18 protein-coding genes are annotated in these 15,909 nt (G+C 40.1%); 16 read left to right on the forward strand and 2 right to left on the reverse strand.

The window, feature by feature from the left end; all coding sequences use genetic code 11:
• Nucleotides 1–43: 43 nt before the first annotated feature.
• Nucleotides 44–1,195, reverse strand: a complete 1,152-nt coding sequence (locus QNH43_RS01415) for a PP2C family protein-serine/threonine phosphatase (RefSeq protein ID WP_283916557.1) — start codon at nt 1,193–1,195, stop codon at nt 44–46.
• Nucleotides 1,196–2,431: 1,236 nt separating this feature from the next.
• Here QNH43_RS01415 and QNH43_RS01420 point away from each other — a divergent pair.
• The 3 genes from QNH43_RS01420 (at nt 2,432) to QNH43_RS01430 (ending at nt 6,070) form a co-directional block, all read left to right on the forward strand.
• Entirely contained in the window at nt 2,432–3,931 is a 1,500-nt protein-coding gene (locus QNH43_RS01420; RefSeq protein ID WP_076373130.1) for a degradosome RNA helicase CshA, read from the forward strand.
• Nucleotides 3,932–4,140: 209 nt separating this feature from the next.
• Nucleotides 4,141–4,614, forward strand: a complete 474-nt coding sequence (locus QNH43_RS01425) for a PH domain-containing protein (RefSeq protein WP_076373132.1) — start codon at nt 4,141–4,143, stop codon at nt 4,612–4,614.
• Nucleotides 4,607–6,070 carry a PH domain-containing protein gene (locus tag QNH43_RS01430; protein ID WP_283916558.1) on the forward strand — a complete coding sequence of 488 codons (1,464 nt, stop codon included), beginning with the start codon at nt 4,607–4,609 and terminating at the stop codon, nt 6,068–6,070. Before QNH43_RS01425 ends, QNH43_RS01430 begins: the two co-directional genes overlap by 8 nt.
• A gap of 26 nt (nt 6,071–6,096) precedes the next feature.
• Here QNH43_RS01430 and QNH43_RS01435 read toward each other — a convergent pair whose 3' ends face one another.
• Nucleotides 6,097–6,687: a rhomboid family intramembrane serine protease gene (locus tag QNH43_RS01435; protein ID WP_076373136.1), complete on the reverse strand. Its 591-nt coding sequence runs from the start codon at nt 6,685–6,687 to the stop codon at nt 6,097–6,099.
• Nucleotides 6,688–6,795: 108 nt separating this feature from the next.
• Here QNH43_RS01435 and acpS point away from each other — a divergent pair, with 108 nt between their 5' ends.
• The 13 genes from acpS (at nt 6,796) to QNH43_RS01500 (ending at nt 15,862) form a co-directional block, all read left to right on the forward strand.
• Complete coding sequence (acpS, locus tag QNH43_RS01440) at nt 6,796–7,146, forward strand: holo-ACP synthase (RefSeq protein ID WP_053537119.1); 351 nt, start codon at nt 6,796–6,798, stop codon at nt 7,144–7,146.
• A 244-nt stretch (nt 7,147–7,390) separates the two neighbouring features.
• Nucleotides 7,391–8,395 carry a LolA family protein gene (locus QNH43_RS01445; protein WP_076373138.1) on the forward strand — a complete coding sequence of 335 codons (1,005 nt, stop codon included), beginning with the start codon at nt 7,391–7,393 and terminating at the stop codon, nt 8,393–8,395.
• Between the two features lie 221 nt (nt 8,396–8,616).
• Nucleotides 8,617–9,801, forward strand: a complete 1,185-nt coding sequence (gene alr, locus QNH43_RS01450) for an alanine racemase (protein WP_283916559.1) — start codon at nt 8,617–8,619, stop codon at nt 9,799–9,801.
• Between the two features lie 160 nt (nt 9,802–9,961).
• Complete coding sequence (locus tag QNH43_RS01455; protein WP_034306380.1) at nt 9,962–10,243, forward strand: CopG family ribbon-helix-helix protein; 282 nt, start codon at nt 9,962–9,964, stop codon at nt 10,241–10,243.
• 7 nt (nt 10,244–10,250) lie between these two features.
• On the forward strand, nt 10,251–10,601 hold the full coding sequence (locus QNH43_RS01460; protein WP_034306610.1) for a type II toxin-antitoxin system PemK/MazF family toxin: 351 nt from the start codon (nt 10,251–10,253) through the stop codon (nt 10,599–10,601).
• A 413-nt stretch (nt 10,602–11,014) separates the two neighbouring features.
• Nucleotides 11,015–11,842 carry an RsbT co-antagonist protein RsbRA gene (locus tag QNH43_RS01465; protein ID WP_283916560.1) on the forward strand — a complete coding sequence of 276 codons (828 nt, stop codon included), beginning with the start codon at nt 11,015–11,017 and terminating at the stop codon, nt 11,840–11,842.
• A gap of 2 nt (nt 11,843–11,844) precedes the next feature.
• Entirely contained in the window at nt 11,845–12,201 is a 357-nt protein-coding gene (locus QNH43_RS01470) for an STAS domain-containing protein (protein WP_283916561.1), read from the forward strand.
• Between the two features lie 3 nt (nt 12,202–12,204).
• A complete protein-coding gene (locus QNH43_RS01475) occupies nt 12,205–12,606 on the forward strand; it encodes an anti-sigma regulatory factor (protein ID WP_048682056.1) in 402 nt (133 codons plus the stop codon).
• Between the two features lie 9 nt (nt 12,607–12,615).
• The gene (locus QNH43_RS01480; protein WP_283916562.1) at nt 12,616–13,626 is read left to right on the forward strand and encodes a PP2C family protein-serine/threonine phosphatase; all 1,011 of its coding nucleotides are present in this window, start codon (nt 12,616–12,618) and stop codon (nt 13,624–13,626) included.
• 59 nt (nt 13,627–13,685) lie between these two features.
• A complete protein-coding gene (locus QNH43_RS01485) occupies nt 13,686–14,018 on the forward strand; it encodes an anti-sigma factor antagonist (protein ID WP_098372176.1) in 333 nt (110 codons plus the stop codon).
• Nucleotides 14,015–14,488, forward strand: coding sequence for an anti-sigma B factor RsbW (rsbW, locus tag QNH43_RS01490; RefSeq protein WP_076373148.1), 474 nt, complete (start codon nt 14,015–14,017; stop codon nt 14,486–14,488). The genes QNH43_RS01485 and rsbW overlap by 4 nt, the downstream gene beginning before the upstream one ends.
• Nucleotides 14,466–15,254 carry an RNA polymerase sigma factor SigB gene (sigB, locus tag QNH43_RS01495; RefSeq protein ID WP_034306363.1) on the forward strand — a complete coding sequence of 263 codons (789 nt, stop codon included), beginning with the start codon at nt 14,466–14,468 and terminating at the stop codon, nt 15,252–15,254. Before rsbW ends, sigB begins: the two co-directional genes overlap by 23 nt.
• Nucleotides 15,251–15,862, forward strand: coding sequence for a PP2C family serine/threonine-protein phosphatase (locus QNH43_RS01500; protein WP_283916563.1), 612 nt, complete (start codon nt 15,251–15,253; stop codon nt 15,860–15,862). Before sigB ends, QNH43_RS01500 begins: the two co-directional genes overlap by 4 nt.
• Nucleotides 15,863–15,909 lie beyond the last annotated feature (47 nt).

Here is a 15,909-nt window from a genome sequence, read left to right on the forward strand (position 1 = left end):
TAGAAAGGGCCGTTTCTTTTTGAAACGGCCTTTTTTATCGTACCTAAAAAAGTGTCCCTGCAATAATGCAGATGTCATCGTTAATCACTGAATGCCTCATCCTTGAGACCAAAAGCTCCTGAAGAAGCTCATTTGTATCAAGATGGATATTTTCAATGAATTCCTTCTTGATATTGTCAGACCGGTTAAAGGCTGAAGGGGTGGGCGTTTTAGAGAGTCCATCTGTATAGATGATGAAACGGCTTCCTGGTTCATAATGAAAGACTATTTTTTTTATGGGCAATTCGGGAATCAGTCCGCTTGGGGTGGCCCCTTCGTTTAAATTGAGAATTTTGTTGGTGCTTGGGGAATACAAGAAGGCTGAAGGAAATCCGTAGTTCACATATTCGATGTGTCGATCCTTTGTATTCACGTATGCTATGAATGCTGTAAAGCGAGCAAGGCTTTTGTTTTCCAGATTAACTCCTTGAAATAGATCCCGCATATGTTTGTCCAGTTCCTCTGTTATGAAAATGGGGTCTTTTACACGTTTGAATAGGCCGGGCATCAAAGTCCGTATGGACATGTTTATAAGTGCTGTATGGATGCCCTTTCCGCATACATCGATCATTATGAAGCCGTATATCCTGTCATCAACCTCCGTCCAGTAAAATAAATCCCCTGAAAGTTCACTCGAAGGCAGGGAAAGACCTTTGACCTCTATATCTTCATTATTGATCGACAAAGGTAAATTTGAAAGCTGTATGCCCTTTGCAATTCGTAGGCTCCTTGCTGATTTTTGGTGTATCTTTTCAAGTTCTTGCCCTTTCATTTTTGCCGAAAACAGTTGCATGCTGATGTTTTTGAGTGAATTTAATTTAATCCTGACTTCTGCTGAATCGGCAGGGACCGCCATGGTTTCATAAAAGGTCTTTTCTGGTAATGCCGGAGGTGTCTCCATTCCTAAAGCGCGTTTGTAAATGAATAAGATAGGGATTTCGTGAGATTCAGCTAAGGCAAACAAAGAAGTTTCCTGCCAAGAATCTTTTGATATGTGTAAAGGTAAAATAAATAATGACTTCATTAATTCTGTTGAATCCTTGAATAGATGACTTTGATTGAGTGGATCCTCCAAAAAGGTGACATTCTTGTTCATTTTCTTTAAGATTCGACCAAAATCCTTACATAAAGGAACATCTATTGTGAATATATTCATATAACCCCCCCAGTTGTTTTGTTGATAGGTCAATCATACTGCATTTAGACTTATTTACTATCATTTTTGGGTAAAAAGATGGGATTTCAAAAAAATAAATGATTCCATATACCTGGAAATTCAAATTGGATTCACAATAAGTCCTTTCTTTTTCCAATGGGGTGAATAATCCTTCCTGAAAAAGGTTTATTGAAACTATTTGATTTAAACACATATCATATAAATAAATAGATGTTCGTTTTTGCAAAACATTTAAATGGATACAATAAGTGGTTTGGAATGGTCTCATTATAGAAAAGGACAAAGTCACTGGAACAGATTCTCCCTTAGAAAACGTTCCAGTCGGTTTCAGAAATCTCGCTTTCTTCCGAATGTCTGCAGTCTGAATTCACTTAGGCATGAATGGATATCGTAACTAAGGTAATCCTAGTATGAGTAAATCAGGCTGCACTATTATCAGGCGGGACTATCCAATTTCCTCGTTTTTGAAACGATCTAAAGTTTTTAGAACTCTGAATGAGGCGATATCCTTTATTGCATTAACAGTTTGAAAATGGTAATATGAGTATGAGTTTAAATGTCTTATCATTGATGATTATTTAAAATTAATCAGGTTGAGGCAACAAAATTGTATGTTCTTACATGTTTCATGAGTTCATTCTTGAGATTATTTTAGATTAAATAGGCCGCGCGTCTGGTCATATATAAAAGCTGCATCTCTTGGCGGCTTTAGTAGCTATTGGGAATCAAGCCGCATTTTAGCGCTTTTCCACTTCTGCAAATCCTCAACGCACCGGGCCTGTTTTGTATAAGAATCTTGGCGCTCGTCAAGTTTTGTTCATACAGCCTTTTTAAGTCTGATGAATAATAGGTGCAGCAGCCCTCACCTGAATAAAACGGTGAAACACCCGTTTATGCTACTTTTAATTTTCCATATTGAATTTAATTTTGGTTACATGTACTTTTAAAAAGATGAGCGTATGTGAATGATAAGTCTACACGTGCGCGAAGTTAAAAATGCCAGTGAATGTCCGTACTGGTATATTTCCTTTTTAAAAAATCATATTGAGTTCATTTGAACTAAAAGGCAGACATACTTTTAGGTGATAATGATAAACTTTTTTATAAGAGATTAAGTAGAACATCCGTCATGATGATGAGGATTTGAACTAAACATCTGTGCATGATCCATGAATGCACGTGTAAATTTACGATATAAAAAGGAGTACGAAAACATTGACATTGTTTAGCGAATTAGGATTAGATAGAACGTCCATGAAATCTATAGAAAAAATGGGATTTGAAGAAGCGAGCCCGATTCAATCCCAAACGATACCTCTAGCGCTTGAAGGTAAAGATATCATTGGTCAAGCACAAACAGGTACAGGTAAAACGGCGGCCTTCGGTATTCCATTGATGGAAAACATCGATATCAATAACGAAAACGTGCAAGGAATCGTCATCGCACCTACACGTGAGCTTGCCATTCAAGTTTCCGAGGAACTTTTCAAGCTTGGTTACGGAAAACGCGCTCGTGTGCTTGCGGTTTATGGTGGACAAGATATCGACCGTCAAATCCGTGCTTTAAAGAAAAAACCACATATTATCGTTGGTACGCCTGGTCGTCTTTTAGACCATATCAAACGTAAAAACATTAAATTAGGCGGAGTTCACACAGTAGTTCTTGATGAAGCGGATGAAATGCTTAACATGGGATTCATTGAGGATATCGAATCGATCCTTTCAACAGTCCCTGATGAAAGGCAAACATTGCTATTCTCAGCTACAATGCCTGAACCAATCCGTAAAATTGCTGAAACGTTCATGCAGGATCCCGTTCTTGTACGTGTAAAAGCAAAAGAAATGACAGTGGATCGTATCGAACAATATTACTTGGAGTTAAAAGAAAGTGAAAAATTCGATACACTTGCACGTCTTTTCGATATTCAAACACCGGATCTTGCCATCGTCTTCGGACGTACGAAACGCCGTGTGGATGAATTGGCATCAGCATTGAATATCCGCGGTTATATGGCTGAGGGCATTCATGGTGACCTTAGTCAGGCAAAACGCCTTTCTGTATTGAAAAAGTTTAAAGACCGCAGCATCGATGTTCTCGTTGCTACTGATGTGGCTGCACGTGGACTTGATATCTCCGGCGTTACTCACGTATACAACTTTGATATCCCACAAGATCCGGAAAGCTACGTTCACCGTATTGGGCGTACAGGACGTGCAGGTAAACATGGTATTGCCATTACTTTTGTAACACCAAGAGAAAGAGGACAACTGCATGCGGTTGAGCATACAACGAAAAAACGTATGGTGAAACTTAAGACTCCTACGTTAACTGAAGCGTTGGAAGGTCAACAAAAAGCAGTAACGGAAAAAATCCTTAATACAATCGAGAATGATGATTTAACATTATACCTTGGTCAAGCGGAAGAATTATTACAAAAACATAGCGCAGCGGACTTAGTTGCAGCGATGCTTAAGTCAATGACAAAAGAACCGGATCAAACTCCTATCAAGTTAACGGAAGAATCTCCATCTCCAATGCGTCGCAATCGCGGTGGCAGCAGTTCTTCAGGTAACAGACAGCGCAATGGCCGCAGTTCTTCAGGCAGAAAAGATTACGGTAGCGGATCAAGTAAACGCCCTGGCGCGAACCGTAAGTCGAATGGTTACGGAAACCGCAGCACGAGCCAAAAAAGGGAAAAAACAAATAAAATTTAATTGAATTGGAAATGCCGCTCATTTGAGCGGCATTTTTTGTGTGCATCTCCATTATGGTATCCGAAAGGCAGGCGGTTTTGGGATGGACTGCTCAAAGTCTTTGTTTAAAAGGGGTTAATTCCCAGCTTTTAATTATAGTATAATGGATGAAAGCGAAGGATGGATGATGAAGGTTCATTAAAATTACCTGTCCGGAAGAGGAGAAGCACATGGAACCTGAAAATCGTATATCGAATAAGGCCTTGACCGTATGGAAAATCAGTGGTCTCATAAGCTGTTCAATAACTTGGATTATAAGCATCGCCGTACTCGTGCTTACAATCATATTTGATTGGACATATTGGGTATTTGGAGCGTTGATCATGATTTCGATAATCCAATCCTATCTGGCCATTATTCTGATTCCATCGGTGAAATGGAAGAGATGGCGTTACGAAGTGAGAAATACCGAAATTGATATCCAAAGTGGTATTTTCGTCATTAAAAGAACACTCATACCCATGATTAGGGTTCAACATGTTGAAACGAAGCAAGGGCCATTATTAAGGAAATACGATTTAGCCTCCGTTGAAATTTCGACTGCAGCGACCCTGCATGTTATCCCTGCCCTGGATCTAACAGAGGCAGATGAATTGCGGCACTATATTTCCAGGATGGCAAGTGTGGAGGAAGAAGATGTCTGAACCTAAAAGGCTGCACCCCATAGCTGTATTGCTTAACATCATTAAATCGATTAAGGAGTTAGTCATCCCTTTTTTATTAGTGGTCGTCATTCCTGGGAAGAATGAAGGAATTCCTGGATGGATACAACCGCTGGTCATAGCCATTATTATACTTTTAATCATAGGTAATGCATTCCTTCAATGGTTACGCTTTACATATCGCATGGAAGAGGGAGAATTCAGAATTGAGTCGGGGGTTTTCGTAAGGAAGAAAAGGTATATAAAGTTTGATCGGATTCATAGCATAGATATTTCAGAGGGCATCATCCAGCGGATATTCAGCCTGGTGAAGTTGAATATTGAAACGGCAGGCGGGTCTCAGGCCGATGCCGTATTATCAGCCATAAGCAAAAGTGATGCAGATCGAATCAATGCTTTTATTAGTGAGGAAAAAAATGCGAATAATCCTTTTGATAAAGATAAAGATGAAGTAGCGGATAATGAACATGAAGCAAAATCGTCTTCCGTTTTTAAGCAGACGCTGCCGCAACTATTCGTTATGGCTGCCACTTCGGGAGCGGTGGGTGTCTTCCTATCTGGAGCAATCGCATTTATTTCACAGTTCGATGAAATGATACCTTTTGAGAGGATATTTAAGGATTATGAAGATTTTATTGAAATGGGAACCATCATTCTGACCTTGTTTGCCCTAGTGGCTTTATTGGTGGTATATGTACTGGCCACATTAAGCATGGTAATTAAATATGCTTCCTTTACCGTGATAAAAACGGATGAGGAAATCATCATTTCCAGAGGGCTTCTCGAGAAAAGACAGCTGACAATCCCTACCCATAAAATACAGGGTATCCGGATCATGGAGAATTTGATTCGAAAGCCATTGGGATTGGCGACGGTTTATATTGAGTATGCGGGAGGCAGTATGGAAGATAAAGAAAGTCTATCGATCATGCTGTTCCCTTTAATCAGGAAGAAGCATTTACATGAAAAATTGCTGGAAATTTTACCGGTTTATGAAACAACCACTGAGATGACACCGATACCTAAGCGTGCACTTTCCCGCTATGTGTTTCGTAAGTTTCTATACCTCATCCCGATCATATGTGCCTTGGTATGGTTTTTCAGACCTTGGGGTTATCTTTCCCTTTTGCTTGTACCGTTGGCGATTTTTTGGGCTTACATGCAATATAGGGATGCAGGATGGAGCATAGAAGGGAATTTGTTGCTACTGAGCAGCCGTTTTTTCTCAAAGCAAACATTAATCATGCAGAGAAGCAGAATTCAATCAATCACATATAAAAAAAGTTGGTTTCAGAATCGAAAGGAATTAGCTACGATTTCAGCATCGATTAAATCAGGAATCACCTCCCGGGTCGGCGTGGTTGCTGATGTGGAAGAAAAGGATTGCCTAATAATTAAATCATGGTATTTACCTCAAAAAACAGTCGACTCCCAATGATTTAAAGGAAGAGTCGGCTGTTTGTCCTACCATTTTTTTCTTAAGTATAATGGAGCTGTTAAAAAGCCGGTTGCCAGTCCAGCCAAATGACCGACAACGTTGATCTGCGGTTGAATGAAAGTCATGATAACGGCAATTCCGGTCAGTGTATATACTGTATTTCTTTCGTTGTTCGTAAAATTGGTTTTATTGAACAGGACAAGATATAGAAAGAATCCGAGTAAACCAAAAATTGCTCCGCTAGCACCTACGTGGTTATATGTCAGTGGGTTAATTAAGAAGGTTGCGATATTGGCAAGGAGCCCTGTCGATAAAAAGAAGATTGAAAACTTGACGGTGCCAAGTAATTTCTCTAGGAATGGACCAAAGATGGCAAGGGAGAATCCATTAAACAGTAAATGTGTAAACGTGCTATGTAGAAAGATGGGGGTGATTAAACGCCACCATTGTCCATCAGCAATGTATAAGTTAACACCTGTGCCGTAATAGAAGAGTACATTGCCGGGAAAAATGGGGAAAAGGACGAGAACGAATACAATCATCATAATGAGTATTAGCCCTGTTACAGCTCGATATGAATTTGCGTATTCGCGGAAGCCTTCTGTTCTTGTAAACATAAATTCCTCCTTAATATCGTTTTTAATTAGATACAATATTATCATTTTCAGGTAAAAGAGTCCTCCTAATAATATGCAACTTATTAAATTAATAGAAGAGGTGTAAAAGTGATTAAAGGTATAGGCGTGGACATTACTGAGTTGGATAGAATGGAAACATTGATTAATCGGCAGCCCCGTTTAAAGGAGCGTATATTAACAGAAAGTGAAATCTTGATTTTCGAAAAGTTAAATGGAAGAAGGAAGGTCGAGTATTTTGCTGGGCGTTTTGCAGCAAAGGAGGCTTTTTCAAAAGCAAACGGTACAGGGATCGGTAAGCACTTATCCTTTTTGGATATTGAAATCATCTCGGATGATAAAGGGAAGCCGGTGATTTCGAAGCCGTTTTCTGAAGGGGTCCATCTTTCGATTAGCCACAGCAGGGATTATGCGGTTGCGCAAGTCGTAATTGAAGGGTGAGTGGAGTTTTGTCCAATCGGGTCATAAACCTTAAGGTTGTCTCATATACATTTAGTGCTATAGGGAGACAAGGCCCGGTAAAAGGTACATGGCAGAGTAGGTGCTCTCGAAAAGTTTTTAGCCGGATCTTAGAATTGGTCCGTGTCTAAAATACCGAGGAATCTAAGACATCAGTCGAGCCAATGTCCGGATCCTGCCTTTTCCTCTCCCTTTTACGTTCAAATGACAAAAAGGGGTTGAAAAGATGAAGAAGATGGTAATGCTTTTTGCAGGGATCATGCTCTTGCTTGCTCTTTCTGCTTGCGGCCAAAAATCACAGAGTGACGTAGTGAGTGAATTGAATGAGAAGCTTGGCGAAATGAAAGGATATAAAGCTAACGCGAAGATGACATTAAAGATGGGGACGGAACCTCAAGTGTATAATGTGGAGATTTGGCATAAGGACCCTTCTTTTTACCGCGTGAATCTGAAAAATGAAGAGAAGGATCAAAGCCAGATGATATTGAAAAATGATGATGGTGTATATGTTTTGACGCCAGCTTTGAATAAAAGTTTTAAATTTCAAAGCGAGTGGCCGGAGAACAGCAGTCAGGCCTATTTGTTCGAGTCGTTGGTGAAAGACATTACGGAAGATAAAAGTGCGACATATAAAGAAACGGATAAACATTATGTCTTTGAAACGAAAACGCGCTACCAAAACAATAAAATGTTGCCATATCAAGAGATTACTATAAACAAAAAGGATTTATCCCCAGTCAGTGTAAAAGTCATGGACCCCGATAAGACTGCATTGGTTCTCGTTGAATTCTCAAAAGTTAAATTCGATACGACTTTTGATAAAGATTCGTTTGATATGAAGAAAAACATGACAAGTGCACAACTTGAAGCGCCTGTTATGGCAGAAGTCCAAAATGAGGGGTTTGCGGTGAAATACCCTGAAAATATTGGTGATATGAATTTAACGGAAGAAAAAGAAATTACGACGGAAAAAGGAGAACGTGTCGTTTTGACCTATGAGGGTACAAAAAGTTTTACATTGGTCCAGGAAAAAGCTGAGGTAGTTCAAACATCCGTTTCGACGAATGTGAATGGAGAACCGGTTGATTTGGGTTATACTGTCGGAGCCATGACAGGGAATACGATTGCATGGACTTTTGAAGGTGTCGATTATATGCTTGCATCAAAGGATTTGACACAGGAAGAAATGATAGAAGTCGCCCGTTCGGTTGGGGAAGATCCAGTCAAATAGGATTACATAACAAGCTGATGTTTCCCGTCTCCTTATGAAGGTTTCTTCTAGGTAGGATAGGCGGGAAGTCAGCTTGTTGACATTTTTAATCCTTCATTTGATTTAGGCTGGCAGCTGGGTAAATTGGAATCAAGGTGAAAAAGCACTTTATATTTCTAGCGGTTGGTTATAGAATGGTCCTATAATGAAACGTAAACTTCGCTACTGGGAAGAATCTTATTGTGAGTGTAGGAAAGAAGGAAAAGGTCTTGGAAACGAAAACATATCATCGAGATACATGGGCAGAAGTAAATTTGGATAATATTTTTGAAAATATTTCTTCAATGAAAAAAAGTTTAAGAAAAGGTGTTAGCCTTTTCGCTGTCGTTAAAGCGAATGCTTATGGACACGGGGACTACGAAGTGGCTAAAACGGCGCTTGAAGCGGGGGCGGATTTTTTAAGTGTCGCTTTTTTGGATGAGGCTCTCGCCTTGCGGAAAAAGGGGATATTGGCTCCGATTCTTGTACTTGGGGCATCAAGGCCTGAAAGTGCAGCGCTTGCTGCCGAGCATGGGATTTCCTTGACGGTTTTCGATGTAGCATGGTTGGAGAAGGCGAAGGATTTGTTGAAACCGGGACAAGTCTTGCAAATCCATGTAAAAGTGGATAGCGGCATGGGGAGAATCGGCATTCGAGATAAAGGCCAACTCATGAAATTGGAAAATTTGCTTGAGAGGGAAGCTTGTTTCAATTTCCAAGGGATATTCACTCATTTCGCGACGGCGGATGAAATAAATACCGACTTTTATGAAACCCAGCTTGCTTTCTTTAAAGGGATGCTTTCCGAATTGACCAGAAAGCCGGAATATGTTCATGCAGCCAATAGTGCAGCTTCTTTAAGGTTCACCGATCCTGAATGGAATGCAATAAGAATGGGGATTTCCATGTATGGTTTGAGTCCTTCCATGGAAATGAAGCCGATATTGCCATTTCCATTAAAACAGTCTATATCGTTGAGAACGAAGATGGTTGCGGTTAAAAAGCTTGCCAAGGGTGAAAGCGTTAGTTATGGGGCGACTTATACGGCTGAAGGTGATGAATGGATTGGGACTTTGCCAATCGGTTATGCTGACGGCTGGATCCGTAAGCTGCAAGGTCAGGAAGTTCTTGTTGATGGAAAAAGAGTGCCCATAGTCGGGAGGATTTGCATGGATCAATGCATGATCAAGCTTCCTGGACCATACCCTGTAGGAACAGAGGTTACATTAATGGGGAATGATGGGGATGAATCGGTTACTGTCGATGAGATAGCGGCAAAACTGGAGACGATCAACTATGAGGTAACATGTATGATAGGAGCAAGAGTGCCCCGCATATATATTAAAGACAATCAGTTGAATCATGTACGCAACTTCATTTTGGAATGACGGGATTGTAAAAAAATCCTAAGATTGTGAATAAGATTTCCTTTATTATGCTGATAATAAGATTTAGAATAGAATATACTCTTTGCAGATAGGCAATTTAATGGTAATATTGAAAAGGATATATAATAAAGGTGTGTAGTGATGGTGGAGGTGTATGTTTGTGTCTGAATCCAGCGCAACGAGAGAGATATTAATTCGATTACCTCAAAATTTTTTAACAGAGTTAGATGGGTATGCGAGTGAGGAAAATGTGAATCGCAGTGAATTTATTTATCGTGCCACAAAAATGTATCTTCGCGAACGTAAAAAGAAAGAGTTTCGTGAATCGATGAAACGCGGTTATATTGAAATGGCGGCCATTAATTTAACGATTGCTTCTGAAGCCTTCCAGGCTGAATTCGAGGCTGGTCATTGCGTTGAACGATTAGTTAGCGGAGGCTGAGCCATTGATTGTTGTTAAGCGTGGTGACGTATACTTCGCAGACCTTTCCCCGGTGGTTGGTTCAGAGCAGGGTGGGACCCGTCCGGTACTAATTTTACAAAACGATATTGGTAATCGCTTTAGTCCGACTGTGATCGTGGCAGCCATTACAGCTCAAATTCAAAAAGCGAAATTGCCTACACATGTTGAGATTAATGCAAAAAAATACGGATTCGAGCGAGATTCCGTCATTTTATTAGAACAGATCCGGACAATTGATAAGCAGCGTTTAACTGATAAAATTACGCATCTTGACGAACCGATGATGCAAAAAGTCAATGAAGCTTTGCAAATTAGTTTAGGCCTCATTGAGTTTTAAAGAAAATTTTTCCCGTTAAACCGGGCGTTATTATAATACAAATCATTCTTGATGCTATTTAGATGTCACGATTCCTGCAAATGCGGGAATCGTGTTTTTTTTTGTGGAATAATGTGGACATATGTCCAAAAAGTATCAGCAGGAAATATGAAAAAATTGACGAATAAAAACATTATACAGTTAGATATTGAATAGAACGTTCATTGTTTTTATGGTATCTCCCTAACTTTTCTTTCATTGATGTTTTTCTTACCTGATTTTTGGGTATGTAGTTATGTTGTAAATACCTAAAAAAGCAAAAGTGTAGTGGGGAAACCCGAAGAAAATCCAGATGGGAATAAGATTACAGTTAGTTAACATCCTTGTGACGAGGACGGGGAAACATAGCGATTGTGTTAGAATGGGAGGATATTATGAATCAATTGGTTTACGATTTTATTAAGCAAAATCAAGATTACATCCTTGCTGAGTGGATGGGCATCATGAAGGAAAGTACGGACGAAAGATTAATTAAAGTCGTCTCAGATCGAATGTTCACGCAAACGAGCAGTGAATTTATAGATATGATCATCACGAACGTTGATAGTAAAAACAAGGAGTTCACATTGAAGCTTTCTGATTTTGCCGAGAAAGTCGTCCAATTGGGATGGCCTCTTACTTTCGTCAATGAAGGACTTCATAAATTCACTTTAATTGTCATTAATGGAATGGTGGAAAAGGGTCTGGTTACTCCTGATAATCAAGTCAATCTTGTTAACCATTTGGATAAATGGGCCACACCGATAAATAATGAAATAGTCAATATATATACTCAAACTTGGGAAAGAACGGTTTCCATGCAAAAAATAGCGTTGCAGGAACTTTCCGCTCCGCTCATTCCTGTATTGGAAGGCATTACGGTAATGCCGCTGATTGGTACGATTGATACGGAACGTGCCAAACAAATAATGGAAAACTTGTTGACTGGCGTGGTTAAGCATAGATCTGAAGTTGTTCTTATTGATATAACGGGCGTGCCGGTCGTGGATACCATGGTTGCCCATCATATCATTCAAGCATCGGAAGCGGTCCGGTTGGTGGGCGCCAAATGTATACTCTGCGGCATCCGCCCTGAAATAGCCCAAACCATAGTTAATCTTGGGATTAATTTAAATGAAGTGATTACAAAAAATACGTTGAAAAAAGGGATAGAAGTTGCGTTGGAATTAACGAGCCGGAAGATCGTAAAGGTGGAGGGATAAGTATGAGGATTCCGATATTAAAGCTTTATGACTGCTTGTTAGTCTCTATACAGTGGGAATTGGATGATGGGACAGCCCTTCAATTTCAAGAGGATTTACTGCATAAGATTCATGAAACAAGCGCGAATGGCGTTGTTATAGATATTACCTCAATAGATTTTATTGATTCTTTTATCGCAAAGGTATTAGGCGATGTCTTTAGCATGTCTAAGCTTATGGGGGCCAAAGTTGTAATTACGGGGATCCAGCCTGCTGTTGCAATAACATTAATTGAACTGGGAATTAGTCTCGAAGATGTTCTGACAGCATTAGACTTAGAGAAAGGCCTGGAGAAATTACAACAGGAATTGGGGGATTAAAGAATGGAGTTCCAATCCTGCGTAAAAATCATAAATGAATGGGACATCGTAGCTGCAAGGCAGCTCGGAAGAAATGTCGCTAAAGAGTTGGGTTTCGGTACTGTAGACCAGGCCAGGATCACAACGGCCATTAGCGAATTGGCCCGAAACATATACCTATATGCTGGACAAGGCAGTGTTAGCATAGAAAAGTTAAATATAAATGGAAAGTCAGGATTGAAAATCATTGCAGAGGACCAAGGGCCAGGAATTGAGGATATCCGCAGAGTCATGGAAGATGGATATACCACCTCAGGGGGACTGGGCGCTGGCCTTCCAGGAGCCAAACGTTTAATGGATGACTTTGATATCGAATCGATACCAGGTGAAGGGACTAAGATTATCGCTACGAAATGGCTCCGTTAGGGGGGGACTATGGACATTAGGGAGAACATGGAGAAAAAGTATCATGAGGCGCTTTCTACGTATCTTAAAGACCAAAATGAGCAGGCACTCTACCAAGGGCAAAAGATTAGCCGCCTACATATCAAATACAATATATCTCCAGAAGAAATCATCAGTATGCATAAAAATAACTTGATGGAACTTTACCCGGAATTACCGGGAAAAGTATTGGATTCTTTCGATTTTCTGCTAGAAGTCATGATGGGCTACGGCATTGCATACCGTGAACATCAAAGCCTTAGACATCAGCAGCAGGAACTGAAAACGGAAATCGAGATAGCGGCAAACGTTCAACATACTCTTTTGGAGACGGAAATTCCTGATATCAAAGCTCTTGAAATTGGAGCGATCAGTGTTCCGGCGAGGCAGATGAACGGGGATTACTATCACTTCGTCCAAGATGAAAATGAGCGGATAGGGGTAGGGATAGCCGATGTCATTGGAAAAGGTATCCCCGCTGCATTGTGCATGTCGATGATCAAATATGCGATGGACAGTCTTCCGGAGCATCGTCATGAACCGAAAAGTGTGCTTGAGAGTTTGAACCGTGTTGTGGAGCATAATGTGGATCCGAGCATGTTCATAACCATGTTCTATGGCTTATATGATCCGCATGACAGGCAATTTTCCTATGCTTCAGCCGGACATGAACCTGGTTTTTACTATGACGCCGCAACGGACACTTTTAGCGATTTGGATGCAAAGGGCTTGTTGCTTGGAGTTGATAAAAAAACAAGGTATCGGCAATATGAAAAAACGGTGAATCGTGGAGACATGATCATTTTATTATCTGACGGAGTAACGGAGTGCCGGACGAATGATGGGTTCATAGAAAGGGAAACACTTATTGGTTTCATTAAAAAGAATATGCATTTGCAAGCCCAGGAAATGGTGAATAATATATATAAACAATTGGAGAAAATGCAGAACTTCCAACTGAGGGACGATTTTACGTTAATAATTTTAAAATCAAATGTTTAGTATTTTTTCTGCTGGGTATATATAGAGGAATGAAGAGGATTTGAAGAGGTGGGTCATTGATGAATATAACTGTAGATGTTAATGAATTAAATTCTGAATTTATTGTAAAACTGAAAGGTGAAATCGATGCATATACTGCACCGAAATTAAGAGAATCACTATTTCCGATTTCGGAGCAGGATAATGTTTCGATCACTATTGATTTAACTGAAGTTTCTTATATGGATAGTACGGGGCTTGGGGTTTTTGTCGGTGCTTTCAAAAGCGTAAGGGCACATAATGGCGAATTCACTTTAGTTGGCTTATCAGAAAGGTTACGACGTTTATTTGATATAACAGGTCTTGCAGATATCATTGATATAAAAAGTGGTACAGAGGGTGGGTTAGAATGAGTCAAGTATATGATTACATCGAAATGAAAATACCTGCAAAACCAGAATTCATCGGTGTCATTCGTTTAACGCTTTCTGGGATAGGAAGCCGGATGGGATTTGCGTATGATGAAATTGAGGATTTGAAAATCGCTACCAGTGAGGCTTGTACAAATGCGGTACAGCATGCATATAAAGATTCTGAAAAAGGTGAAGTGAAAGTAAGTTTCGGCCTTTATCCTGACCGCTTGGAGGTCATGGTTTCTGATAGTGGTAAGAGCTGTAATTTCGAAGAGGTTCGTCAAGGAATCGGTCCATACGAAAATGGACAAAAAGTCGAACTTATGAGAGAAGGAGGCTTGGGTCTTTACCTTATTGAAACTCTGATGGATGATGTGAAAATTCATCAGCATGATGGGGTTACAGTATTTATGACTAAGTTTTTAGAAGGAGAGCAGGTGGAGATGGATGCAAAAACAGTCTCAACCTAACCAGGCACAAAGAGAACAGGTAAATGAATGGATTAGAGCTTACCAGCAGAATCAAGATGAGGAAGCACAGAGCAATCTAGTCATCCATTATAAAAGTTTGGTTGAAACAATCTCCCGTAAGTATGCGAAAGGGAAATCATTTCAGGAGGATATCTCCCAAGTCGGCATGATTGGTTTGTTAGGTGCCATTCGACGATATGATGAATCTTTCGGTAAGAGCTTTGAGGCATTTGCTGTCCCTACTATAATCGGCGAAATCAAAAGGTTCCTGCGTGACAAAACATGGAGTGTCCATGTGCCAAGGAGAATTAAGGAACTTGGTCCGAAAATCAGGGTGACTGTCGAGGAATTAACTACAACCCTACATCGTTCACCAAGAATAGATGAAATAGCCGATAGTATAGGTGTGACTGAAGAAGAAGTTTTAGAGGCGATGGAAATGGGAAAAAGCTATCAAGCTTTATCCGTGGATCATTCTATTGAGGCGGATTCTGATGGCGGTACTGTCACATTGCTTGATATATTCGGGAATGTCGATGAAGGTTTTGAAAAGGTCAATCAGAGACTTGTCCTTGAAAAGGTGCTGCATGTGCTGAGTGACCGTGAAAAGATGATCATTCAACATACTTATTTAGAGAATTTAAGTCAGAAAGAAGCGGGCGATAAACTTGGGATTTCCCAAATGCATGTGTCTAGGCTCCAACGCCGCGCGATCAAGAAACTTCAAGAAGCCATTAATGCTGAAAACTCGGAGTTAATTCAGTGATCAAAGATATTCTTAGGGGAGAAAAAATAGAAGTCCTTGTCTCTCAATCGTCTAAAAACGGGATGGTTTATTGTGGTGATGATTACTTCTTCCTTCATACGAAAGAATACTTTGTCTGTGTACTGGCAGATGGTCTGGGTAGCGGGAAACATGCTTACGATTCCTCCCACGCAGTCATCGAGGAAGTTAAACGTAATCATGAGTTGGATGTCGAATCACTAATGGCAGTGTGCAATCAAGTTTTAATCGATAAGCGGGGAGCAGCCGTTTCCGTTTTGAAGATTTTTTATGACAAGAATGAATTTGTATACAGTTCGGTTGGTAACATCCGCTTTTTCCTGTATAATCCAAGTGATGATAAACTCGTTTACCCTTTACCTGTTACAGGGTATTTATCAGGAAGGAAACAAAAATACAGGACGCAGAGATTCAAATATGAACCAAATGCAAAATTCATTCTTCATTCCGATGGACTAGAACTTAAGGGAGCTAAATCTTTTTTGAAAAGGCTGGTCCCCATCGATAAGAACGCCCAATGCATATTAAAAAGCAGTCCATTAACTGCAGATGATACAACTTTCATTTTAGGAAGCTTACTTTCGCCGTAATTCGGAAGTGAGCTTTTTTGTATTGGATTCGCAACTTCATCTCTCAT

Origin of the sequence: Peribacillus simplex (genome assembly GCF_030123325.1) — a bacterium.
Taxonomy (GTDB): Bacteria; Bacillota; Bacilli; order Bacillales; family DSM-1321; genus Peribacillus; species Peribacillus simplex_D.

What these genes read in the sequence shown, in the direction of transcription:
- QNH43_RS01415 (WP_283916557.1), bottom strand. Translation starts at nt 1,195, where the DNA reads ATGAATATATTCACAATAGATGTTCCTTTATGTAAGGATTTTGGTCGA.
- QNH43_RS01425 (WP_076373132.1), top strand. Translation starts at nt 4,141, where the DNA reads ATGGAACCTGAAAATCGTATATCGAATAAGGCCTTGACCGTATGGAAA.
- QNH43_RS01430 (WP_283916558.1), top strand. Translation starts at nt 4,607, where the DNA reads ATGTCTGAACCTAAAAGGCTGCACCCCATAGCTGTATTGCTTAACATC.
- QNH43_RS01435 (WP_076373136.1), bottom strand. Translation starts at nt 6,687, where the DNA reads ATGTTTACAAGAACAGAAGGCTTCCGCGAATACGCAAATTCATATCGA.
- QNH43_RS01445 (WP_076373138.1), top strand. Translation starts at nt 7,391, where the DNA reads ATGAAGAAGATGGTAATGCTTTTTGCAGGGATCATGCTCTTGCTTGCT.
- QNH43_RS01465 (WP_283916560.1), top strand. Translation starts at nt 11,015, where the DNA reads ATGAATCAATTGGTTTACGATTTTATTAAGCAAAATCAAGATTACATC.
- QNH43_RS01470 (WP_283916561.1), top strand. Translation starts at nt 11,845, where the DNA reads ATGAGGATTCCGATATTAAAGCTTTATGACTGCTTGTTAGTCTCTATA.
- QNH43_RS01475 (WP_048682056.1), top strand. Translation starts at nt 12,205, where the DNA reads ATGGAGTTCCAATCCTGCGTAAAAATCATAAATGAATGGGACATCGTA.
- QNH43_RS01480 (WP_283916562.1), top strand. Translation starts at nt 12,616, where the DNA reads ATGGACATTAGGGAGAACATGGAGAAAAAGTATCATGAGGCGCTTTCT.
- QNH43_RS01485 (WP_098372176.1), top strand. Translation starts at nt 13,686, where the DNA reads ATGAATATAACTGTAGATGTTAATGAATTAAATTCTGAATTTATTGTA.
- rsbW (WP_076373148.1), top strand. Translation starts at nt 14,015, where the DNA reads ATGAGTCAAGTATATGATTACATCGAAATGAAAATACCTGCAAAACCA.
- sigB (WP_034306363.1), top strand. Translation starts at nt 14,466, where the DNA reads ATGCAAAAACAGTCTCAACCTAACCAGGCACAAAGAGAACAGGTAAAT.